A 20,344-nucleotide genomic window follows, 5' to 3' on the forward strand; every position below is an offset into this window, starting at 1 on the left:
CTACCCTTTCGGTTTGCAAGTGAGCGCCGCGGCAAAAGAGCCAGCCACGATAAAAGCGAACAAGGCGCCGGCAAATCGGAACACCGCTGCTCCGGTTTCGACAAATCCCTCCGGCCGCGGTTCTACCATGGCCCCTTTCGCCAACCAATACCCAAATCCGCATAGCGGCATCGTCGCCCCGGCGCCAGCCCAAGCGACGAATGGATCATAGACGCCGCCAAAGCCAAGGAGTACGCCAAAGACGACAAGCGAACCGGCGACGCCAGCCGGCGTCCATTTGCCGCGGTCGATGATGAGCTGAACGATGGCGCACAGCAGCCCGCCGGCGAGAAAGGCACGGACGTATTCCATATCACATTCCCTCCTGATCGTTCCCAAATAAAAGACGTCCTACGGCGCCAAATCCGACTCCTGTCCAGCCGCTTCGATGACGACGCCGTGAGCGATCGCTGGGATCGACTGTTTTTGCTGCACCATCGTTTGACTCAAGAGCGCCCCGGTAGCGACGACAAACAGGCGTCGAAACGTTCCGCGGGCGAGCTCTTGAAGCAAATACCCGTACGTGACGACCGCCGAGCAGGCGCAGCCGCTGCCGCCGGCGAACACCTTTTGATCTGGCCGGTAAATCATCAGCCCGCAATCGTTGTAAACGTCGGTCACATCGTAGCCTGATTCAGCAAGCAACTCGCGGACGATGACGCTGCCGACGCGCGACAAGTCGCCGGTGACAATCAAATCGTAATCGCCCGGCGAGACGCCTAAGTCACGGAAATGCTGCTCGATCGTATCGGCCGCCGCCGGGGCCATCGCCGCCCCCATGTCGAGTGGGTTTTTCAGCCCGGCGTCAACGACTTTGCCGATCGTCGCCGCCCGGACGCGCCAACGTCCCGGCGCGCGGCCAACGAGCGCGGCACCGGCGCCCGTGACGGTGAACGTCGCCGTTTTCGGCTTTTGCACCCCCAGTTCAGTCGGGTAGCGAAACTGCCGTTCGGCCGTCGCGTTATGACTGCTTGTCGCCGCAAGCGCCCGATCAGCCAATCCACCAGCGACAAACGCAGCGGCTGCCGCCAACGTTTGCATCGAGGTCGAACAGGCGCCGAACAAGCATAAAAACGGAATCGGCAGCTCGCGGGCGACATAGTTCGATGTCGCATTTTGGTTTAACAAATCACCGGCCAAAAATAGATCGACTGCTTCGGCAGAGACGCCCGCCTTTTGCAAGCAGCAATCCACCGCCTCCCGCATCAGCCTCCGCTCGGCCAGCTCCCACGTCGCTTCGCCGCAATATAAGTCACGATGACAAACATCAAAATAACTTCCGAGCGGCCCGTCGGCTTCAAGCGGCCCGACTGCGGCAGCGGCCGCTTGGATGTAAACACCATCGTCAAACACCCATGTCTGCTTTCCGACACGTTTCATGGCCAATCCCTCTTTTCGTCACGGCCAAACAAGGCCAAGCACATAGGCGGCAATCAGACCATAAATGACCGCTGCCCCACCGACTTTCAACATCTGCCCGGCCACCCCGGCCGTCCATCCTTCGCTGCGATGTTCGATGGCAGCGCTCGCGATGGCATTGGCCAGCCCTGTAATGAGCATCGTCGCCCCCGCACCGGCAAATTGGCTGAAATCATCATATTTCCCGACGGCCGTCAGCACAATCGCCAATCCGGCCATCACCATAGACGCCCACAGATGAGCCTCGAGCGGCGAAGCGGCAAACGTGCCGCCATACCAATCAACGAGCCATTGCGCCAACGCACAAAGCGCCCCGCCGACAAGAAACGCTTTTACCGCATTGGCGGCGTATGGGTGAGAAGGCTGAAACGCCTTCACCTCGCGGACATAATCGGACTTTAATCCCACGTTTCCTTCCCCCTTTGTCAGCGAAAGTGATCGACAAAATAAAGCCAATGAAACAACGAACCGGCCACTTTGCCAAAGGCGATGGCCATAAGTAAAATGACGATTTTATCATCGACGCCGATCCGCTTCGCTAAAATCGGCCAAACGTTCAACACCTCTGTTAAAGCGGCAGCGAGCATTCCGATAAACACACCATGAAACAATCCGATCGGCACAAGCCAATATTTGGATAAATGCCACACCGAATGGCACAGGCTCATCCAGCCGCCGACAATGGCACCCGCGACAGCACTCCACTCATAGGCGTGAATGCGCTTCGTCGTTTTCGTCAGCTGCGTCAAGCGCGGAATGACGCCAAGCACAACCAAAAAGGCGACAAACCCGGTTCCGACCGCCAGCCCTCCAGCAAAGCCGACGAACACTACCAGCAACACCTTAAGCGTCGTCAAGATGCCTCATGCTTTCTTTGTTTTCGTGCAAAATGACGTATTGATCGATCGCCTGCTGGTAGTTGAACATTTCGACTTCAAGAGGGCTGGGCTCCTCGTTGATTCGTTTGCGGAACCAATGGTTGAAAAATAAAATCATCCCGATGCCGAGCCCAAGCGAATATGGAATTTGCAAAAGCAGCGGTTTATCGACCGATTGGCCGGTCATCATCTGGTAAAGATGGCGATGCGCTTGCTGCATGCTCACATCTTCGTGGAAATTCATGATCGCCATGGCTGAACCGACGAACAAAAGAAGCCAAACGAGAAGAAAAGAAGCCATTGAAAACCGCCGTTTTTCGTACACAACTTCCACGATCGTCTGTGAGGGGCCGACCATCTGCACATCAAGCGACGGGTCGGCATCAAGCACAGCCCGAACAATGTGCATCATATCGATAATGACGATGTTCTTGTCGCTCGGCTGGATGCGGTAGAGCGGAATCGCCTTCAGCCGGCGAATCAGCCCGCCATCTCCTCCCGTCATTTGGGCCACTTCTCCGAGCGTGACGACCGCTCCCGGTTTCACTTGCACGCGATGGCGTGGCTTAATAAACACAGTGGTTGCCATCTGCTTCACACCTTTATCCCCATTTTGTTTTTCTTTAGTTTGGTTGGCAAAAACACCGATCATGCGGCCTGTCGGCGTTCACCATCGATTTCATAAAAATAGAAAAGAATGGGCAAAAAATGCCCATTCTTTTTTAGACTTTTGTTGCTTGCTCTGGAAAAAGCGTTCCAAAATGCGCTTACAGACCAAAAGACGGATGCGATTCATGGTTCACCGCCGATGAATTGACATCCGTCCATTTTGGGAACACCTTGTGCGGACAAAATGGACTATCCGTCCATTTTGTTGCCCACTCCGTGCGGACAAAATGGACTATCCGTCCATTTTGTCCTTTATGTGCTGCAATATTTTCTTTTCCAGCCGGGATACTTGCACTTGAGAGATGCCGAGCCTCGATGCCACTTCGGACTGGGTTTGGTCTTTGTAATAGCGCAAATAGACGATCAGCCTCTCACGCTCGTCGAGTTCTTCGATCGCTTTTTTTAAGGCGATTTTGTCAAACCATGACGCCTCGTCGGCGTCAGCAATTTGATCAAGCAACGTAATCGGATCGCCGTCGTTTTCGTATACTGTTTCGTGAATCGACGCCGGCGAGCGGACCGCCTCTTGGGCGAGGACGACTTCCTCCGGGGAAATGCCTAGATGGTCGGCGATTTCGGTGACAGTCGGCGCCCGTCCGCGCGTTTTCGACAGCTCGTCTTTCGCCTTGCGGATTTTGTTGCCCATCTCTTTCAGCGAACGGCTCACTTTGACGGTGCCGTCGTCGCGAAGAAACCGCTGAATCTCCCCAATGATCATCGGCACGGCGTACGTCGAAAACTTGACGTCATATGACAGGTCAAACTTGTCGACCGACTTTAACAAGCCGATGCAGCCGATTTGAAACAAGTCGTCCGCTTCATAGCCGCGGTTTAAAAAACGTTGAACGACCGACCAGACGAGGCGCATGTTTTTTTCAATAATTTCATCACGCGCTTCTTGATCGCCTTCTTGGCTGCGGCGGATCAGCTCTTTCATCTCCTGATCTTTGATTGGCGACTGATCTTGCTTGACATCGACATCCATAGGCATGTCTCCCTCAGTTACATAACGCTTTGCTTTTCGCAATATGCTTTTTCAAATACACAGTCGTCCCTTTGTTCACTTCCGATTCAACGATGACTTCATCCATGAAATTTTCCATAATCGTAAACCCCATCCCTGACCGCTCAAGCTCGGGCTTTGTCGTAAACAACGGCTGGCGCGCTTCTTCGATGTCAGGAATGCCGACTCCTTCGTCTCTCACCGTCAAATGGACGACACCGTCTTCAATGATGACCGAAATGGAGACGATGCCGTTCGGATCGTTGTTGTAACCGTGAATGATGGCGTTCGTCACCGCCTCCGAGACGACCGTTTTAATTTCTGTCAGCTCATCCATCGTCGGGTCGAGCTGGGCGACGAACGCCGCCACCGTCACACGGGCGAACGACTCGTTTTCACTGCGGGCGGAAAATTGGAGGTGCATCTCGTTGCGCATTTATGCCACCCCCAATGCCTGCAACGCAAATTGTTCATCCGCCTCAAAGCGAATGATTTTAAACAGCCCCGACATGTCAAACAGCCGTTTGACGGCCGGCGATACGGCGCATACAACCATCTGCCCGCCGACGTTTTTGATTTGTTTATAGCGTCCGAGAATGACGCCGAGGCCAGAGCTGTCCATGAACGTCAATTGTCCTAAATTGAGCACGATGTGGCGGATCGCTCGGTTTTCGAGCACATCCGTCACTTGTTCACGCAATTCTTCGGCTGTATGATGGTCAAGCTCCCCAGACAGGCGAACGATGAGCACGTCTTGCTTCACTTCCAAGTCGATCGCGAGACTCACAGCGTGTTCCCCCTTGTCCATTTCAGGATATGGAGACATTTCGCTGCTGTCCGTCCGAAATCCTGCCGCTCGACAAAACTAGTGGTCGTTCGCCAAAGAGAGCGAAAAGACCGCAAAACTTGACATTATCCCACTTGCACGAAGCGGCCAAACACCCGCTTAAACAAGTCCCAAAAGCTCGCTTCTTCGACCGTTTGCTTGGCGACGATCGGGCTGCGCAAAATTTCTTTTCCATCCTGTTTTAAAATGAGGACGCCAAGCTCATCGCCTTTGCGAACGGGTGCTTTCACATTGTCTTTCACTTTGATCACTTTTTCGATCTGCTCGACCGACTGTCCTTTTTTCGTCAGCACCGACACCGACTCCGACGTCACCGCTTCGACGGATGACCGTTTGCCTTTGCTTATGTTGACGCGGGCGACTGTTTCATTCCGTTTGTACACCGGGTGAGTTCGATATTGGGAAAACGCGTAATCGAGCATCTTCGTAATTTGCGCATTGCGCGATTTCGGCGTCGGTGCTCCAAACACAACAGCGATGACGCGCATGCCGTTCTTTTTCGCCGTGGCGGTCAAACAATATTTCGCTTCGGCTGTATATCCGGTTTTCAGGCCGTCAACGCCCGGATAAAATTTGACAAGCCGGTTCGTATTGACGAGCCAAAACTTTTTGTCCGTATTTTCGCGCAAATAGTATTCGTACTTGCTCGTATATTTCGTAATATCTTCATATTTCAACAGTTCGCGCGCCATCATGGCCATATCATAAGCGCTGCTGTAGTGATGTTCCGCCGGCAGGCCGGTCGCATTGGCGAAATGGGTGTTTTTTAAGCCAAGCTGTTTCGCTTTTTTATTCATCATCTCGACAAATGCTTCTTCCGACCCGGCGATCTGCTCAGCCATAGCGACCGACGCGTCGTTGGCCGAACCGATGGCAATGCCGTGCAGCATCTCATCGACGGTCATTTCCTCGCCCGGCTCGAGGAAAATTTGCGATCCACCCATTGACGCGGCGTATTCGCTCGCCCGCACTTTTTCATCGTAGGACAGCTTTCCTTCATCGATGGCTTCCATGATCAACAGCATCGTCATAATTTTCGTCATGCTCGCCGGCGGCAATGGTTCATGGGCATTTTTTTCATACAATACTTTGCCGGTGTCGCGTTCAATCAAAATGGCTGATTTCGCCTCATCGGCCAGCTTCACTTTCGCCTCCTTCATCTCTTTCGCCTCGGCATGGGCAGAAAGAGGAAGAAAAAGAAGAAACGGCAATAAAAGAAGACGAGTGACTTTCGTTTTCATCTCCCAAACCTCCATTCTTTATACATGCCATTTTTTCCAGGCGAGATATTTTTATACAAAAAACAGCTCATTTTCCAAAAAACAAAAAAAAACGCCCGAAACACGCGTTTCAGGCGTCTTCTACTTGAACAACTGCTTTTTTCCTTGCGGATCGCCAGCATCCCTCTCTATACGATGGTCTCATAAATGAGCGGCGGCCGAGCAACCGGCTGCGGCGACAGACGAATAGCCGCCTCGATCTTTTCTTTCACGTCAAGCACATCTGGCCGGTTGCTGTGAATCGTGGCGAGCGCTTCCCCTTTCTGAACGCGATCGCCGATTTTTTTATGGAGCACAATGCCGACCGCCAAATCGATCACGTCTTCTTTTTTCGCCCGGCCGGCGCCGAGCCACATGGCGGCCGTGCCGATGTCATCGGCGGCCATCTCGGCGACATAGCCGTCGGCAGCCGCCGTGACGGTCGACGTATAGGCCGCCTTTGGCAATTTATCCAGATCGTCGACGACCGATGCATCTCCACCTTGAGCGGCCAAAAACGTTTTGAACGCCGCGATGGCGGCCCCGCTGCGAATCGCCTCTTCAAGCAAACGGCGCGCCTCATCAAGCGATGGCGCCTTCTCCGCCAAATAGACCATATGGCTGCCGAGCGTCAAACAAAGTTCGGTTAAATCGTGCGGCCCGTTTCCTTTTAACGTTTCGATGGCCTCTTTCACTTCCAAGGCGTTGCCGACGGCATAGCCGAGCGGCTGGCTCATGTCAGAAATGACCGCCATCGTCCGGCGGCCGACGCGCTTGCCAATGTCGACCATCACTCGAGCGAGCCGGCGCGCCTCGTCAAGTTTCTTCATAAACGCTCCGGCGCCCGTTTTCACATCCAAGACGATGGCATCAGCCCCAGCGGCGATTTTTTTGCTCATGATCGACGAGGCGATGAGCGGAATGCTGTTGACGGTCGCCGTCACATCGCGAAGCGCATATAGCTTTTTGTCAGCCGGTGTCAAATCGCCCGTTTGGCCGATAATGGCGATTCCGTTTTCATTCACGAGTCGAATGAACTCCTCTTTGCTTATTTCGACATGAAACCCGGGCACCGACTCAAGTTTGTCGATCGTGCCCCCTGTATGGCCGAGGCCGCGCCCAGACATTTTCGCCACCGGCACGCCGACGGCGGCGACGAGCGGGCCTAACACGAGTGTCGTCGTATCGCCGACGCCGCCAGTCGAGTGTTTATCGACTTTCACGCCGCGGATGCCTGATAAGTCGATGACCTCGCCAGAATGGACCATCGCCATCGTCAGCGCGGCCGTTTCTTCCTCGGTCATGCCGCGAAAATAAATCGCCATCGCGAGCGCGCTCATTTGGTAATCGGGAATGTCCCCGTTTGTATACCCTCGGACGATCCACTCAATTTCTTCCTTCGTCAGCGCCTTTCCGTCGCGCTTTTTCGCAATCAAATCGACCATTCGCATCGCGATCACCTTTTTCGTTTTGATTTCGCCATTTCGGCGACAATCGCTTTCACAAGCCGCAAAAAGTCCGTCTTCACCCGCTCGGCCGTTTCAACCACTTCGTCGTGGTGAAGCGGAGCATCCGACATCCCTGCAGCCATATTCGAAATGCACGAAATGCCGAGCACCTCAATGCCGCCGTGGCGGGCGACGATCACTTCCGGGACGGTCGACATGCCGACCGCATCGCCGCCGAGCGTACGAATCATGCGGATTTCCGCCGGCGTTTCGTACGACGGCCCCGTATTGGCGACATATACTCCTTCATGCACGCGAACGCCAAGTCTCGCCGCCGTTTCCTTGGCGAGCTCGCGCAGCCGCCGGCTGTACGCTTCCGTCATGTCTGGAAAGCGAGGACCAAGCTCCGGATCGTTCGGACCAATGAGCGGATTTGTGCCCAGCAAGTTGATATGGTCGGAAATGATCATGAAATCGCCGGGCTGGAACCGTTCGTTGATGCCGCCCGCAGCGTTTGTCACGATCAATTCGCGGACGCCAAGCGCCTTCATCACCCGGATGGGAAACGTCACTTCTTGAAGCGAATACCCTTCATAATAATGAAACCGCCCTTGCATGGCGACAACGGTCGCCCCCTCAAGCCGCCCATATACGAGCCGTCCAGCGTGTCCTTCAACGGTCGACACTGGAAATCCGGGAATATCTTCATATGGAATGCGAACCGCCTCTTCGATTTCATCAGCGAGCACGCCGAGCCCCGAGCCGAGAATGAGACCGATTTCAGGCGGAGTTGGCATCAATGAGCGCAAATGACCGGAGGTTTTTTCAATCGCTTGTCGATCCATTCTTTTCCCCCTCATCGTTCTTTATGAAGTTAGGCCAAATCAGCCAAAAAGCTTGTTCCGTACGGCGGCCGGTTGACTTGGAAGTTATCCGCAATCGTTGCGCCGACATCGGCAAACGTCTCGCGGACTGGGAGCGGCTTGCCGCCGCGAAATCGCGGGCTGTACACAAGAAGCGGCACATATTCGCGCGTATGGTCCGTTCCATGGTGCACCGGATCGTTGCCGTGGTCAGCGGTGATGATAAGCAAGTCGTCCGCTGTCAAGCGCGGCAACACATCGGCAAGCCGGGCGTCAAACTCTTCGAGCGCATCGCCGTAACCTTTTGGGTCGCGGCGATGGCCGTATTTAGCGTCAAAATCGACGAGATTGACGAAACTCAACCCGGTAAAGTCCATGCCGAGCGTGTCGACGAGCTTATCCATTCCGTCCATATTGGATGTCGTTCGCAACGACTGGGTAACTCCTTCATTGTCGTAAATATCGGCGATCTTCCCGATGGCAATCACTTCATAACCGGCGTCTTTCAATTCATTCATCACCGTTTTGCCAAACGGCTTAAGCGCATAGTCGTGCCGGTTGGCGGTTCGCTCAAAATGGCCGGGTTTGCCGATGAACGGTCGGGCAATGACGCGCCCGACCATATACGGCTCGTCGCGCGTCAATTCACGAGCGATTTCGCAAATGCGGTACAATTCATCAAGCGGCACAACTTGTTCATGGGCGGCGATTTGCAAGACGGAGTCGGCTGATGTATAGACGATGATCGCCCCTGTTTTCATATGCTCTTCGCCAAGCTCTTCGATGATCGCTGTTCCGCTCGCCGGTTTGTTGCCGATCACGTTCCGGCCGGTGCGCCGCTCGAGCTCAGCGATCAATTCATCTGGGAACCCGTTCGGAAAGACGCGGAACGGCTTGTCGATGCGAAGGCCCATCAGCTCCCAATGGCCTGTCATCGTATCTTTTCCAGCCGATGCTTCCTTCATTTTTGTATAGTACGCGAGCGGTCGCTCGACTTTCGGCACCCCTTTGATCTCACGAATATGGCTTAGGCCGAGCTTCGCCATGTTCGGCATATAGAGGCCGCCGCGATACTCAGCGATATGGCCGAGCGTATCCGCTCCTTTGTCGTTGTATTTCTCGGCATCCGGCGCCTCACCGATGCCGACTGAATCCATCACAATCAAAAAAACGCGCCGGTATGTCGTTTTCACATTCATTCCCCCTGCCTGCAATAAAAAATGGAGTCTCTTTCTATCGTTCCCGTATTTTCGCGAAAACACGCCTATGGCCAATTGGTCAGAAGTCTAACAACTAAAACGACAGGCAAGCGCCTAGCATACGGCAGCTGCTAGGCGCGCGGGTGGTACTGTTTGTACACGTCTTTTAGGCGCGTTTTCGTAACATGCGTATACATTTGCGTCGTCGAAATGTCGGCATGCCCAAGCAACTCTTGCACAGCGCGCAAATCGGCTCCGTTCTCAAGCAGATGCGTCGCAAACGAATGCCGAAGCGTATGCGGCGTCAATTCTTTTTCGATGCCGGCTTCTTTCGCGAGCCGCTTTAAAATTTTCCAAAACCCTTGCCGTGTCAACCGCTGGCCATAATGGTTCAAAAACAGCGCCTCCGTTGCCCGTCGTCGCGGATTGACAAGCTGCGGGCGCCCTCGCTCCAAATAGTGGGCAAGCGCTTCAATCGCCATGCGCCCGATCGGCACGATCCGCTCTTTCCGCCCTTTTCCATAGCAGCGGACAAACCCCATCGTCAAATGCACGTCGCTTAAGTTGAGCTGCACAAGCTCACTGACGCGCATGCCGGTCGCATACAACAGCTCCAGCATCGCCTTGTCGCGCAACCCAAACGGTGTGCTCACTTGCGGCGCTGCAAGCAGCGCCTCGACTTCCTCGACCGACAGCACTTTCGGCAGCGTCCGTTCAAACTGCGGCGTTTCGATATGGACGGTCGGGTCTTGCGCCGCGATTTTCTCCCTTAGCAAAAACTGATGAAACGAACGGATCGACGCCAAATGGCGGGCGATCGTCCGCGCCGATTGCCCTTGTTCGCTTAAAAACTTTAAAAAATGGAGAATATGGAGGCGCTCCACTTCGCCCCACGCCTGAAGCTGCTCGACTTGACGCAAATAGCGGACGTATTTTTTCAAATCGCGTTCATACGAAACGATCGTATTGTGCGCCAAATTCCGCTCCACCGTCAAATAATGCAGAAAATCTTTCAACTCGTATTCCAACGCTCTCTACTCCCCATCGCGATAAAAAAATATCAGCCGGTCGAGCCAACTTGGCGGCGCACTCTCCGCCGCCGATACTTTGACCGCCGATCCCTTCGGCTCATCGTATCGGTGGTAATACTCGTACTCGCGGTTAAACCATACAAGACTATAATAAAATAAAATGGTGCATCCCGTAAATAAAAGAAACACTTTCACCATTTGCCAAACGGTTTTCATGGCATCCTCCCTATCAGCTGCTTGTCAGCTTGCTAGTATGAGGATATGCCATTTGTTTCGTTGTTTATACGCAAAAAACCTTTCCCGTTGGAAAAGGTTTTATTTTTCTTCATGCTTTTGCTGGCAACGGTGACAAATGCCGTGGAACGTCAAACGATGGTCTTTAATTTTAAATTTCCACTTCTCCTCAACAATCGCTTCGACATCCTCAAGTAAATCTTCTTGAATTTCCGCCACCGACCCGCATTCTAAGCAGATGAGGTGGTGATGAAAATGGGCCGCTCCTTCCTTGCGGAGGTCATAGCGCGACACCCCGTCCCCGAAATTGATTTTATCGACAATTTTCAACTCGGTGAGCAGCTCGAGCGTCCGATATACGGTCGCCAGTCCGATCTCTGGGGATTTTTCTTTCACGAGGAGGTAGACGTCTTCCGCGCTTAAATGGTCTTCTTCATGTTCAAGCAGGACTCTTACTGTCGCTTCCCGCTGCGGCGTCAGTTTATAGCCGGCTGAGTGCAGCTGCTTCTTAATTCGTTCCACACGATCTTCCATGTTTTCATTCCTCCCTCGCCATTCACCTCCCATTATAACAAATGTGCGCGGGAAGGTTCAAAGTATAATTACTATCACAAAAAAACAACAATGATTACTACATAATAATTATTATTAAATTAACGACCCATTTCACCACCTGTTTCATCAAGACCGGCGAAAGGTACGCTTCCACCGCCGAAGAGACAAGCAGCCCGAAGGCGGCCGCGGCCATCGCCGCGGCATAGCGCATCACCATCGGGAACACTGGCTCGTGCGGCCGTTTCATAAACTGATTGCGCACCATCCGCAAGGAAAACGATATCGACATCACGCCCATCACGATCATGAGCGGAATGACAAGCAAATTTTGCGGCATCACCGAAACAAATGACAATAAAAACCCTTTCCAGCCCATTTGATTGACTAAAAAGCCGACGGTGAAGCCGACGACAATGCCTTTTAAAAACAGTAAAACCAAAATGACCGGCAGTCCGATGACGGAAATGCCAAGCACCCACATGAGGACCATATATTTGACGTTATGCATGTAGCTTTGACGGAACATGTCGTGGGCGCTTGCCACGTTGTCTTTTGATACTTGTCCAAAAAATTGCGCCAAGTAATAATACAAATCTTGCTTTTGGCTGAAGCCGAGGCTGTTGACGACAATGGCGCCGAAAATGACGCCCATGAGAAACAGGACGATGACAAACACGTACAGCGAAGCATGTTCACGCCAATGAACAGCGATAGCCGATTTCAGCGGATGGGTTCTCATCGTGCTTCGTCCTCCTACTTTGTCTCTTAGTAGATTGTATGTCCATCCGCTTTCGGTATGACTGTTTTTCTAAAAGGCTGGTGATGTAATAAAAAAGCAGCTCAACACCGACGTGTGACCAACTCCACGGGCGGCACGCCGCCTCGGTCCATTGGCGCATGGCTGGGCCAAGCAGCACGCACGGGCATGATGATGAACGGCAGGAGCGCTGCCCGAGTGGTTACCCCTCCCGCACTTTCCCGTACCTCCCACCGCCCCCGGCCTCGATATAGAGCGCGCCGCTGCGGGCAAGGACGATCAGTTGGGCCAATTTTTCTCCGACCGTCTCCGCGATCTCTTCCTCCGACGCCTCATGAAGAACACGTATTTCCGTGCCAAAACGGCCAAGCAGTTTTTCATACGCTTTTGGACCAAGGCCGGGGATGAATTCAAGCGGCACTTGATAAATGTACGGCGGCCGTTTCGGCCCGCGTTCTGCCGTTTTCAGCTCCTCCAGCCGGTCAAACACGCCTTTCACGACCCGATGATGGCCGCATGCCGCACAGCTGTCGACGTCCGGCGCAACCGGCGCAAGGCAGCGCTCGCACACTGTCTGGTGATATTTTCCTAGTTTCGGATTTAAACCGTAGTTGGCGACAATCACGCGCCCGTCTTCACCGCGCAGCGCTTTTTCAAACTCGGCAAACGTCGGGGAGGAAAGCCGCACTTCTTCATATTCGCGGGCGATTTTCCGCAGCGAATGGGCATCGGAATTCGTCAAGTACGGGTAGCGATGCAATTCGGCGATCTGGTCCGCCATCGCCGTGTCGGCGCTTAACCCAAGTTCAATGGCATCAATCCAATCCGGGTCAAACACTTCTGTCAGGCTGTGCTTGACCCCTTTTCCGTACAAGCTTTTAAACGGGGTGAACGCGTGCGCGGGAATGAACCAGCCGCCCTGCTCTTTCGCGGCAGCTTGCAGCTCGCGGCCGGAGGCGTAAATGCGCTGTGAACTGAGCGACATGTTCTTTACCCGTTTGCCAAGCCAGCCGGAAAACGTGCGCATCGTCTGCACAGTCGGCAAAAAAACGAGCACGTGGATCGGTCCATGGCAATGGTCGTCATATACTTCGATTTCACTGCCTAACAAAAGCGTCACTTTCCCGGCGCTGACGCCGCCCCCCTCATGTTCGCGCCAACCGTGCTTCTCCATTGCCCGCTCGAGCTCGTCCAGCACTTCGGGCACATGGCTGTCAATGACGCCGACGAGGTCGATCCCTTTCACCTCAGCCGCCTCATGCAAGATGTTCTCAAGCGTCAACGTCCGCGCCCCAGTAATTTTCACCGGGCGGCCCGAGGCGGTGCGGCCGATGTGAATATGTAAATCAGCATAATAACAGCCGAGGCCGCGCTCGTTTTTTTTATTCGGCATTTTGCTCCCCTAGCGCGCGGCGCAGCTGCAAATATTGCAAGGCGTATGCCGTTTTCGCATCGTAAATGTCGCGTTGTTGAAGCATCTCAAGCGCCTCCTCCAATGTCACTTCCAACAGCTCGACAAACTCATCTTCATCCAAACCGGCGCCGTCCTCCGCTTTTTCCAGCCCCTCGGCGACATACAAATGAATGAGCTCATCGGCAAACCCTGGGGACGTATAAAAAGAAATCAGATGGCGCATCGATTGGGCGCGGTAGCCCGTTTCCTCTTTCAGCTCGCGGTGTGCGGAAGCGAGCGGCTCTTCCCCATGTTCGAGCTTGCCCGCCGGAATCTCGACTAATGCGCGCTCCAGCGCTTTTCGGTACTGGCGGACAAGAACGATTTTCCCGTCCGGCAACAGCGGCAGCACCGCCACCGCCCCCGGATGTTTGATCACCTCGCGCCGGCTTTTCTGCCCGTTTGGCAGCTCCACTTCCTCCACATACAACTCAATAATGCGGCCGCTGAACAATTTCTCTTTGTGGACGGTTTTTTCATACAACTTCTCCATTCTTCTTCTCCCCTATCGATTGATGGACTCTTTTCCATTGTACTACATGTTTGGCCATTTTTTCGCTTCCGTTGTACAATGGACGTGTCATTGATCGCGAAAGGAGGCGCAAAAGATGAACAAACGCCGCATCGGCACATCAGACTTATACGTCAGCGAAATTGGACTCGGCTGCATGTCGCTCGGCACTGATGAAAACCATGCCATCTATCTCATCCATGAAGCATTGGAGCGCGGCATCAACTACTTGGATACAGCCGATTTATACGACCGCGGCTTAAACGAGGAATTTGTCGGCAAAGCGGTGAAAGGAAAACGCGACCAAGTCATCATCGCGACAAAAGTCGGCAACCGTTGGCGCCGAGACGGAAGCGGCTGGGACTGGGATCCGTCAAAAGCCTATATCAAACAAGCGGTCAAAGAGAGCCTGCGCCGCCTGCAAACGGACTACATTGACTTATACCAGCTCCACGGCGGCACGATCGACGACCCGATCGATGAGACGATTGAAGCGTTCGAAGAGCTGAAGCAAGAAGGCGTCATCCGTTGGTACGGCATCTCCTCGATCCGCCCAAACGTCATTCGCGAATATGTGAAGCGCTCGAACATCGTCAGCGTCATGATGCAATACAGCTTGCTTGACCGGCGGCCGGAAGAATGGTTCCCGCTTCTTCGCGAACATCACATCAGCGTGATCGCCCGCGGTCCGGTCGCTAGAGGCTTGCTCACGAGCCGCCCGCTTGAACAAGCGAGCAGCGCGGTGAAAGAACACGGATACCTCGATTATTCCTACAAAGAACTGCAGGCGCTCATCCCGAAGCTGAAGGAAAAAACGGCCGGGCGCCGTTCATTGACCGCGACCGCGCTGCAATTTTGCCTGTATGACCCGGTCGTTGCCGCCGTCATCCCGGGCGCCAGCCGCCTTGAACAGCTTGAGGAAAACGTCGCCGCCGCTTCCGCCCCGCCGCTTGATGCCGACGAATACGAATGGCTGAAACAAACGACGAAACGCTCGGTGTACGACGTGCATCGATAAAAACCAAAGGAGCGGAAAGAAAGCCGACATGCCTTGCTGAAAAATAGATCGAGCCAAAAAATGCAAACAAATCGAGAGCCTGGCGGCCGTTGACGGCCGCATACGGGCTCTCGTTCGGTACGTGCGGCCGCTCATTTGCGATGAGCGGGCCGCTTTATTTCTTTTCATCTACGTATCGGTCCCTCGCCGCCCCTAAGCCAACGGCCATCATAGCGATGCAGACGGCAACAAGCAGACCAAGCGGCGCATTGAAGCGGCCGGACGCATCATACAGCACCCCGAACAACGGCGGTCCGGCAGCCGCCAGCAAGTAGCCGACCGATTGCGCCATGGCGGACAATTGGGCGGCGGCGAGCGGACGGCGCGTGCGCAGCGTAAACAGCATCATCGCAAGCGAAAACGCCATGCCGGCGCCGATGCCGGCGAAAAGCGCCCCAACCCAAAGCAGCCAACCTTGGCCAGCCAAAAAGGCGATCGTTCCAAAAGCCATGAGCAACACCGCCGAGCCGATCAGCACTTTTTGATTGTCCATCCGCTCCGCGAGCATCGGAGAGACGAACATCATCGGGAGCTGGGCGAACTGGAAGAAAAAGAGCAGCCATCCGGCCGTATCGGCCGCCAACCCCTTGCTTTGTCCAAGCTCCGGCAGCCAAGTGACGATGCAGTAAAAGAAAAACGATTGCAATCCCATAAACAGCGTCACTTGCCAGGCGAGCCATGACCGCCAAAGCGTTGAGCGGCGGCTTCCGGACGGCGCCCCGTCCGGCTCCCGGCGGCGTGCTTGCGGCAGCCAAACAGCAAGCGCCAAAGCCGCCAGCAATGCCCAAAAGCGAAACGCCCCTTGCCAGCCAAGCCCCCAGCCATCGGCAAGCGGAACAGCGATTCCGGAAGCGAACGCCGCACTCATGTTCATCGTCACCGTATAAATGCCCATCATGAAACCAACCCGTTCGGGAAACGACTCTTTCACCAGCGCCGGCATCAAGACGTTGTCCACCGCAATGGCTGCACCGATCAGCACCGTGCCGGCAAACAGCCAAGAACTGCCGGAGAGCGGCCGGAGAAGCTCGCCAACGAGCAGCACGATCAACGAAAAAAAGAGCGTCCGCTTCATCCCGAACCGGCGGGCGAGAGCCGCTGCCGCCGGTGCCAGCAAGGCGAACGCCATAAGCGGAATCGTCGTCAACGCTCCGGCGGCCGCGTAGGAAAGGCCAAGCTCCCGCTGCAAATCGGGCACGAGCGGGCCGACCGTCGTAAGCGGCGCGCGCAAATTGACGGCCAACGCGACGACTGCTCCAGCCGTCCAGAATGGAAAAGAAGAGGGGCGCGTCGCTGCCGCATTCGATTTCATCGTCCATCCCCTCCGCTACTTAAATTTCCGCCAGTCTAGCTCGCTTTCCTCAAGCAGCTCGGCAAACGATTTCTGTTCCTCACGGCGGCGCGCTTCCTCGCGGCGCCGCGCTTCCTCTGCCGCCCGCCTCCGCGCTTCTTCCTCGGCAAGTGCGCGCTTTTTCTCAAGCAGCTTCGCTTCCACCGCGGCGCCAAGCCGGTCGGCGATCGTCAAAGCCTCCGTCCCTTGCTCTTTTTTTCGCCCGATCTTCTTCATCATGTCCGCCCCCTTGCATAACAATCGTTCATTTGTCAAACGATACAACTACACGACAAAGAAAAGGAGAGATGATGGATGGCGAAAAACCGCGCCCAAAAAGGGAAACCGTCCGCTGATACGGTCAAGCCGGTGATCGCAAAAGAAGAATTGGAAAAAGCAACCCACCCGACCAAGCGGCAAAACAGTCCTCAATAACCACAACATGGACGATGCAGCTTTTATCAAAAGGGGCGCCCTGCAGCCCAAATCGGCTTTCAGGGCGTCCCCTTTACAACACTTCGGTGATGTGCGGCATATGCTCGCCAAGCCAAGCAATGGCCGCCTCCAGCGTCGGAAACTCTTTCGTTTCAAACGTCATTTCGTTTTGCAGCAGCCAGACGTCTTTCGCCTCATGATACGGGCCGGCGACCGACCAATGAAGCAAGCTGTACGGATCGTTTTCATGGGTGAACGACACCCATGTTTTTTGCTTCGCCGTCTTTGCGAGCTGCTCTAACTTACCGTTCATCGCCGGATTTCACCTCAACAAGCGGCATATGACCATTCAACGTTTGCCCTAGGCTTTTGAGCTGAAAAACGGTTGTTCCCGGCTTGACGTCAATCGTCATCGCTTCATCAAAAAAGATGAGCCGCGACCGTTCCACGAGCACCGGCACGAAATTCGTTTCGACGGCCAAATCATCGTCATCGGCCTTGTCGACAAGCCATAGCGCCGGCACGCCGTCGACCAAACAGCCGCAGCCGTCCGTGTCAAACGCCAGCTTTAACTGCCGCTCGGATTGCGCTACAATAGAGGCAAGCGCCCGTTTGGCTGCATCCGTAAACGTGATCGATACACTCATGCCTGACTCCTTTTTCCTTATTGATTTTCTTTTTCATTTTACCTGCCAACACGCGAAACTGTCAAAGCAAAGGAGGAACAAGCGATGGCAAACGTGCAAATCAAAGTGAATGACAACGGTTCGCTGCGCGTCACCGGCGATGTGGAACTGCTCGATGGAGAAGGAAAGCCGTTTGTGACCAAACAAACGTTTTCGCTCTGCCGTTGTGGGCTGTCGAACAACAAACCGTTTTGCGACGGTTCACATAAAGGCCGCTTCCAATCCGTTGTCCGCGCCCCTTTGCCGGAAACGGATAAACAATAAGGCGGTGAGAAGCCGATGGACGAACGATGGCTGCAAAAACAAGTGCGCAACTGCCTGCGGCATTATGGCTATGATGATGACATGATGCCGCTTGGCGAAGACGACTGGCGCGAGCTTTGCACCCGCATTGCCGCCGCCAAAGAGAGGCAGCCAAACGCGGACATGTATGAACTTGTCCATGACGCCGTCTACCGGTTCATCACCAGCGCTTGACCCGGCTCGTGTCAAACGAACACGGGGTTGGCCCCAAAGGCCATCTTTCTTCAAGAAGAGGAAAGGCGTTTCGCGCGTCTAGACGATGATCAGAAAGGGTGCCCCTTATATTTGGGACACCCTCGCTTACTTTTGGAAAAACGCCCCTTTCGCCACCTTTTCCACCAAACTCGGCGCAAGGCGATACAGCCGGCTGCCGAGATCCATCCAGCGCGGCATGTTCACTTCGCGCGTCGGCGTCATCATCACGTCGACCACACGCTTCGCCACCGCCTCCGGGCGCAGCATCCAACGCGACACGTTGCGCACATACTCTCCCGATTCATCAGCGGTTGAAAAAAAGTTCGTCTCCACCGGCCCCGGATTGACGGCCGTGACAAAAATGCCAAAGCGCCCCGCCTCGAGGCGAAGGCTGTCAGTAAAGCCGATGACGGCATGTTTCGTCGCGGAATAGACGCTCGACTTCGGCGTCGCGATTTTGCCGGCTTGCGACGCAATGTTGATAATATGACCGCTTCCTCTCTCTTTCATATGCGAATACACCGCCTTCGTACAGGCGATGAGGCCGAAGACGTTGACGGCAAACATCCTCTCCATTTCATCCAAGTCGATGTCCTCGACATAGCGAAAGACGCCAAACCCGGCGTTGTTGACCAACACATCGATCGCGCCAAGATCCGCAATGAGCTGGGAAACAACCGCCTCGATCATGCCGCGGTCGCTGACATCAAGCGATGCATACGGGGCGCGAATACCGGTTTGCGCTTCGATCCGCGCGCTCGCTTCTTTCAGCCTTTCTTCACTGCGCGCCAAGAGCACCGGCACCGCCCCTTGGCGCGCCGCTTCATAGGCGATTTGCTCGCCAATTCCTCCCGACGCTCCGGTAATGACGACATGGCGCCCCTTCAGCCGCACACCGACACCCCCGCCGCTTCGTACACATAATGGCCGTCTTCGTGTCTTTTTTGTACATACCCGTTTTCTTCCAAATAATCAAGCTGGCCGATCGTCTCTGACATCGTCAGCATGAGCTGGCGTTCGTAAGCGGTGGGAAACAGCTTTTGACAAACGTCAAACACCGTATGCGGGCGTTCTTTCACCATTTCGAGCACCCGCTCGGCGCGCTGGCGCTGCTTACCCAGCCGCTCGCGAACGAGCGCCGGAATATCGGTCGCATCGTCGCCATGGCCGTTTAGCGAGCGAACGATATCGTATTGCAGCATTTTTTGCAGCGACTCGTTGTACTGCAACAACGGTTTCGGCCGTCCCGTCTCCCCTTCCGCCGGCGGCTCCATCATTGGATTCGGGGAAATATGAACAAGCAAATGATCGCCGCCGATCAGCAATCCGTCCGCCTCGCGGTAGAGGGCGATATGGCTTTGCGCATGCCCCGGCGTTTCGATGACCTGCCACCCGGGCATCCCCGGCACCGCGTCCCCTTCCGTCACCATGATGTCAAGCCCGCGTCGGCTTGCGTAGCGAAGCGATCCGCCTTCTTTGGACAGCTGACTGAACAAACGGCGGTCGACGCCGCATTCCGTAAAAAATTCCTGAAAAAATTGGACGTACCGCTCCATAAACGAACGTTCGCGGCGCAAAAACGGATCCGCTTTCGGATGGCCGATGATCGGCGCATGCGGAACATAATCAAGCAAGCCGACATGATCCGGATGATGGTGAGTAATGACGATTTGTTCAATATCCTCTGGCGCATAACCGACCTCGCCAAGCTGCTTCACAAACAGCTGCCATGCCTGCTCTGTTTTCACTCCGGCATCGACCAGTGTCAACCGATCGCCGGCGATCACGTACATATGCACATCACCGACCGGAAACGGCGTCGGCACCGTGATCCGATACACTCGTTCTTCGTTCATTGCGTTCCCTTCTTTCCCAAAGTTCATGAACCATCCCGTTCGAACCGTTTCATCAGTCAAAATGAATAGTTATTCATTATATTTTATTTTACAGTTTACATCGATTTCATCCATTTGTCATGGATTTCATCCATTTGTCATGCCTTTTTCTTCCGCACGACGAAATTGCAAAAAAATTCGGTCTCCTCTCTTGACAACAGCGCCTGTCCCGCGGCATAATGACTAATAACATCACGGATACGGCAAACCGGCGATGAACAGGGCCAGTAAACCGCAAACGGCACCAGAGAGCGAAGCCCGCGGCTGGAAGGCTTTGC

Annotated in this window: 27 protein-coding genes; 3 read left to right on the forward strand and 24 right to left on the reverse strand. The window is 54.5% G+C overall.

The window, feature by feature from the left end:
• The 18 genes from ETC02_RS06850 to ETC02_RS06935 all read right to left on the reverse strand — a co-directional run bounded on the left by ETC02_RS06850 (position 1) and on the right by ETC02_RS06935 (position 14,147).
• Entirely contained in the window at positions 1 to 351 is a 351-nt protein-coding gene (locus ETC02_RS06850) for a SpoVA/SpoVAEb family sporulation membrane protein (RefSeq protein ID WP_033017142.1), read from the reverse strand.
• Positions 352 to 390: 39 nt separating this feature from the next.
• Positions 391 to 1,419: a stage V sporulation protein AD gene (gene spoVAD / locus ETC02_RS06855; protein ID WP_050367496.1), complete on the reverse strand. Its 1,029-nt coding sequence runs from the start codon at positions 1,417 to 1,419 to the stop codon at positions 391 to 393.
• Positions 1,420 to 1,437: 18 nt separating this feature from the next.
• A complete protein-coding gene (locus tag ETC02_RS06860) occupies positions 1,438 to 1,866 on the reverse strand; it encodes a SpoVA/SpoVAEb family sporulation membrane protein (RefSeq protein ID WP_050367497.1) in 429 nt (142 codons plus the stop codon).
• A gap of 17 nt (positions 1,867 to 1,883) precedes the next feature.
• The gene (locus ETC02_RS06865; RefSeq protein WP_033017146.1) at positions 1,884 to 2,315 is read right to left on the reverse strand and encodes a stage V sporulation protein AB; all 432 of its coding nucleotides are present in this window, start codon (positions 2,313 to 2,315) and stop codon (positions 1,884 to 1,886) included.
• A complete protein-coding gene (locus tag ETC02_RS06870) occupies positions 2,302 to 2,925 on the reverse strand; it encodes a stage V sporulation protein AA (protein ID WP_033017149.1) in 624 nt (207 codons plus the stop codon). Before ETC02_RS06870 ends, ETC02_RS06865 begins: the two co-directional genes overlap by 14 nt.
• A gap of 312 nt (positions 2,926 to 3,237) precedes the next feature.
• Positions 3,238 to 3,990, reverse strand: a complete 753-nt coding sequence (gene sigF, locus ETC02_RS06875; protein WP_050367498.1) for an RNA polymerase sporulation sigma factor SigF — start codon at positions 3,988 to 3,990, stop codon at positions 3,238 to 3,240.
• A 13-nt stretch (positions 3,991 to 4,003) separates the two neighbouring features.
• Positions 4,004 to 4,444: an anti-sigma F factor gene (gene spoIIAB, locus ETC02_RS06880; protein WP_011231791.1), complete on the reverse strand. Its 441-nt coding sequence runs from the start codon at positions 4,442 to 4,444 to the stop codon at positions 4,004 to 4,006.
• Positions 4,445 to 4,795 (reverse strand): anti-sigma F factor antagonist, encoded by a 351-nt coding sequence (gene spoIIAA, locus ETC02_RS06885; RefSeq protein ID WP_050367499.1) that lies wholly within the window; start codon positions 4,793 to 4,795, stop codon positions 4,445 to 4,447. It abuts the gene before it with no gap.
• A gap of 125 nt (positions 4,796 to 4,920) precedes the next feature.
• On the reverse strand, positions 4,921 to 6,096 hold the full coding sequence (locus tag ETC02_RS06890; protein ID WP_050367500.1) for a D-alanyl-D-alanine carboxypeptidase family protein: 1,176 nt from the start codon (positions 6,094 to 6,096) through the stop codon (positions 4,921 to 4,923).
• Positions 6,097 to 6,263: 167 nt separating this feature from the next.
• Positions 6,264 to 7,565 (reverse strand): pyrimidine-nucleoside phosphorylase, encoded by a 1,302-nt coding sequence (locus tag ETC02_RS06895; RefSeq protein WP_050367501.1) that lies wholly within the window; start codon positions 7,563 to 7,565, stop codon positions 6,264 to 6,266.
• A gap of 5 nt (positions 7,566 to 7,570) precedes the next feature.
• The gene (locus tag ETC02_RS06900; RefSeq protein ID WP_050367502.1) at positions 7,571 to 8,407 is read right to left on the reverse strand and encodes a purine-nucleoside phosphorylase; all 837 of its coding nucleotides are present in this window, start codon (positions 8,405 to 8,407) and stop codon (positions 7,571 to 7,573) included.
• Between the two features lie 29 nt (positions 8,408 to 8,436).
• The gene (gene deoB / locus ETC02_RS06905) at positions 8,437 to 9,624 is read right to left on the reverse strand and encodes a phosphopentomutase (protein WP_171698149.1); all 1,188 of its coding nucleotides are present in this window, start codon (positions 9,622 to 9,624) and stop codon (positions 8,437 to 8,439) included.
• 131 nt (positions 9,625 to 9,755) lie between these two features.
• The gene (xerD, locus tag ETC02_RS06910; protein WP_011231797.1) at positions 9,756 to 10,652 is read right to left on the reverse strand and encodes a site-specific tyrosine recombinase XerD; all 897 of its coding nucleotides are present in this window, start codon (positions 10,650 to 10,652) and stop codon (positions 9,756 to 9,758) included.
• Between the two features lie 6 nt (positions 10,653 to 10,658).
• A complete protein-coding gene (locus ETC02_RS06915; protein WP_033017156.1) occupies positions 10,659 to 10,871 on the reverse strand; it encodes a YqzK family protein in 213 nt (70 codons plus the stop codon).
• A 99-nt stretch (positions 10,872 to 10,970) separates the two neighbouring features.
• Complete coding sequence (gene fur, locus ETC02_RS06920; protein WP_011231799.1) at positions 10,971 to 11,423, reverse strand: ferric iron uptake transcriptional regulator; 453 nt, start codon at positions 11,421 to 11,423, stop codon at positions 10,971 to 10,973.
• Positions 11,424 to 11,520: 97 nt separating this feature from the next.
• Positions 11,521 to 12,183, reverse strand: a complete 663-nt coding sequence (gene spoIIM / locus ETC02_RS06925; protein WP_050367503.1) for a stage II sporulation protein M — start codon at positions 12,181 to 12,183, stop codon at positions 11,521 to 11,523.
• A 220-nt stretch (positions 12,184 to 12,403) separates the two neighbouring features.
• Positions 12,404 to 13,594, reverse strand: a complete 1,191-nt coding sequence (locus ETC02_RS06930; RefSeq protein ID WP_050367504.1) for a TIGR00375 family protein — start codon at positions 13,592 to 13,594, stop codon at positions 12,404 to 12,406.
• On the reverse strand, positions 13,584 to 14,147 hold the full coding sequence (locus ETC02_RS06935; protein ID WP_050367505.1) for an NUDIX domain-containing protein: 564 nt from the start codon (positions 14,145 to 14,147) through the stop codon (positions 13,584 to 13,586). Before ETC02_RS06935 ends, ETC02_RS06930 begins: the two co-directional genes overlap by 11 nt.
• A 115-nt stretch (positions 14,148 to 14,262) precedes the next feature.
• On the opposite strand from ETC02_RS06935, the gene ETC02_RS06940 reads away from it, so the two are divergent.
• Positions 14,263 to 15,183, forward strand: a complete 921-nt coding sequence (locus ETC02_RS06940) for an aldo/keto reductase (RefSeq protein ID WP_050367506.1) — start codon at positions 14,263 to 14,265, stop codon at positions 15,181 to 15,183.
• Between the two features lie 154 nt (positions 15,184 to 15,337).
• Here the strand turns inward: ETC02_RS06940 and ETC02_RS06945 are convergent, their stop codons facing one another.
• The 4 genes from ETC02_RS06945 to ETC02_RS06960 all read right to left on the reverse strand — a co-directional run bounded on the left by ETC02_RS06945 (position 15,338) and on the right by ETC02_RS06960 (position 17,634).
• A complete protein-coding gene (locus ETC02_RS06945; RefSeq protein WP_050367507.1) occupies positions 15,338 to 16,534 on the reverse strand; it encodes a CynX/NimT family MFS transporter in 1,197 nt (398 codons plus the stop codon).
• 15 nt (positions 16,535 to 16,549) lie between these two features.
• Positions 16,550 to 16,789 (reverse strand): YqkE family protein, encoded by a 240-nt coding sequence (locus ETC02_RS06950; RefSeq protein ID WP_227412602.1) that lies wholly within the window; start codon positions 16,787 to 16,789, stop codon positions 16,550 to 16,552.
• 271 nt (positions 16,790 to 17,060) lie between these two features.
• Positions 17,061 to 17,300 carry a YqkC family protein gene (locus ETC02_RS06955; RefSeq protein WP_033009050.1) on the reverse strand — a complete coding sequence of 80 codons (240 nt, stop codon included), beginning with the start codon at positions 17,298 to 17,300 and terminating at the stop codon, positions 17,061 to 17,063.
• Positions 17,290 to 17,634, reverse strand: coding sequence for an iron-sulfur cluster biosynthesis family protein (locus tag ETC02_RS06960; RefSeq protein ID WP_033009049.1), 345 nt, complete (start codon positions 17,632 to 17,634; stop codon positions 17,290 to 17,292). The genes ETC02_RS06955 and ETC02_RS06960 overlap by 11 nt, the downstream gene beginning before the upstream one ends.
• Positions 17,635 to 17,718: 84 nt before the next feature.
• Here ETC02_RS06960 and ETC02_RS06965 point away from each other — a divergent pair, with 84 nt between their 5' ends.
• Entirely contained in the window at positions 17,719 to 17,937 is a 219-nt protein-coding gene (locus tag ETC02_RS06965) for a CDGSH iron-sulfur domain-containing protein (RefSeq protein ID WP_047818654.1), read from the forward strand.
• A gap of 15 nt (positions 17,938 to 17,952) precedes the next feature.
• Positions 17,953 to 18,150 carry a YqzH family protein gene (locus tag ETC02_RS06970; RefSeq protein WP_050367508.1) on the forward strand — a complete coding sequence of 66 codons (198 nt, stop codon included), beginning with the start codon at positions 17,953 to 17,955 and terminating at the stop codon, positions 18,148 to 18,150.
• 126 nt (positions 18,151 to 18,276) lie between these two features.
• Here the strand turns inward: ETC02_RS06970 and ETC02_RS06975 are convergent, their stop codons facing one another.
• On the reverse strand, positions 18,277 to 19,065 hold the full coding sequence (locus tag ETC02_RS06975; protein WP_033016479.1) for an SDR family NAD(P)-dependent oxidoreductase: 789 nt from the start codon (positions 19,063 to 19,065) through the stop codon (positions 18,277 to 18,279).
• On the reverse strand, positions 19,056 to 20,027 hold the full coding sequence (locus ETC02_RS06980; protein WP_050368689.1) for an MBL fold metallo-hydrolase: 972 nt from the start codon (positions 20,025 to 20,027) through the stop codon (positions 19,056 to 19,058). Before ETC02_RS06980 ends, ETC02_RS06975 begins: the two co-directional genes overlap by 10 nt.
• Positions 20,028 to 20,344 lie beyond the last annotated feature (317 nt).

This window comes from Geobacillus sp. DSP4a, assembly GCF_013096875.1.
GTDB classification, from domain to species: Bacteria; Bacillota; Bacilli; order Bacillales; family Anoxybacillaceae; genus Geobacillus; species Geobacillus thermophilus.

What these genes read in the sequence shown, in the direction of transcription:
- ETC02_RS06945 (WP_050367507.1), bottom strand. Translation starts at nt 16,534, where the DNA reads ATGAAATCGAATGCGGCAGCGACGCGCCCCTCTTCTTTTCCATTCTGG.
- sigF (WP_050367498.1), bottom strand. Translation starts at nt 3,990, where the DNA reads ATGGATGTCGATGTCAAGCAAGATCAGTCGCCAATCAAAGATCAGGAG.
- spoIIAB (WP_011231791.1), bottom strand. Translation starts at nt 4,444, where the DNA reads ATGCGCAACGAGATGCACCTCCAATTTTCCGCCCGCAGTGAAAACGAG.
- spoIIM (WP_050367503.1), bottom strand. Translation starts at nt 12,183, where the DNA reads ATGAGAACCCATCCGCTGAAATCGGCTATCGCTGTTCATTGGCGTGAA.
- ETC02_RS06900 (WP_050367502.1), bottom strand. Translation starts at nt 8,407, where the DNA reads ATGGATCGACAAGCGATTGAAAAAACCTCCGGTCATTTGCGCTCATTG.
- ETC02_RS06915 (WP_033017156.1), bottom strand. Translation starts at nt 10,871, where the DNA reads ATGAAAACCGTTTGGCAAATGGTGAAAGTGTTTCTTTTATTTACGGGA.
- ETC02_RS06930 (WP_050367504.1), bottom strand. Translation starts at nt 13,594, where the DNA reads ATGCCGAATAAAAAAAACGAGCGCGGCCTCGGCTGTTATTATGCTGAT.
- ETC02_RS06980 (WP_050368689.1), bottom strand. Translation starts at nt 20,027, where the DNA reads ATGAACGAAGAACGAGTGTATCGGATCACGGTGCCGACGCCGTTTCCG.
- ETC02_RS06950 (WP_227412602.1), bottom strand. Translation starts at nt 16,789, where the DNA reads ATGAAGAAGATCGGGCGAAAAAAAGAGCAAGGGACGGAGGCTTTGACG.
- ETC02_RS06970 (WP_050367508.1), top strand. Translation starts at nt 17,953, where the DNA reads ATGGACGAACGATGGCTGCAAAAACAAGTGCGCAACTGCCTGCGGCAT.
- ETC02_RS06960 (WP_033009049.1), bottom strand. Translation starts at nt 17,634, where the DNA reads ATGAGTGTATCGATCACGTTTACGGATGCAGCCAAACGGGCGCTTGCC.
- fur (WP_011231799.1), bottom strand. Translation starts at nt 11,423, where the DNA reads ATGGAAGATCGTGTGGAACGAATTAAGAAGCAGCTGCACTCAGCCGGC.
- ETC02_RS06965 (WP_047818654.1), top strand. Translation starts at nt 17,719, where the DNA reads ATGGCAAACGTGCAAATCAAAGTGAATGACAACGGTTCGCTGCGCGTC.
- ETC02_RS06870 (WP_033017149.1), bottom strand. Translation starts at nt 2,925, where the DNA reads ATGGCAACCACTGTGTTTATTAAGCCACGCCATCGCGTGCAAGTGAAA.
- ETC02_RS06940 (WP_050367506.1), top strand. Translation starts at nt 14,263, where the DNA reads ATGAACAAACGCCGCATCGGCACATCAGACTTATACGTCAGCGAAATT.
- ETC02_RS06890 (WP_050367500.1), bottom strand. Translation starts at nt 6,096, where the DNA reads ATGAAAACGAAAGTCACTCGTCTTCTTTTATTGCCGTTTCTTCTTTTT.
- ETC02_RS06955 (WP_033009050.1), bottom strand. Translation starts at nt 17,300, where the DNA reads ATGAACGGTAAGTTAGAGCAGCTCGCAAAGACGGCGAAGCAAAAAACA.
- ETC02_RS06935 (WP_050367505.1), bottom strand. Translation starts at nt 14,147, where the DNA reads ATGGAGAAGTTGTATGAAAAAACCGTCCACAAAGAGAAATTGTTCAGC.
- ETC02_RS06850 (WP_033017142.1), bottom strand. Translation starts at nt 351, where the DNA reads ATGGAATACGTCCGTGCCTTTCTCGCCGGCGGGCTGCTGTGCGCCATC.
- spoVAD (WP_050367496.1), bottom strand. Translation starts at nt 1,419, where the DNA reads ATGAAACGTGTCGGAAAGCAGACATGGGTGTTTGACGATGGTGTTTAC.
- deoB (WP_171698149.1), bottom strand. Translation starts at nt 9,624, where the DNA reads ATGAATGTGAAAACGACATACCGGCGCGTTTTTTTGATTGTGATGGAT.
- ETC02_RS06895 (WP_050367501.1), bottom strand. Translation starts at nt 7,565, where the DNA reads ATGCGAATGGTCGATTTGATTGCGAAAAAGCGCGACGGAAAGGCGCTG.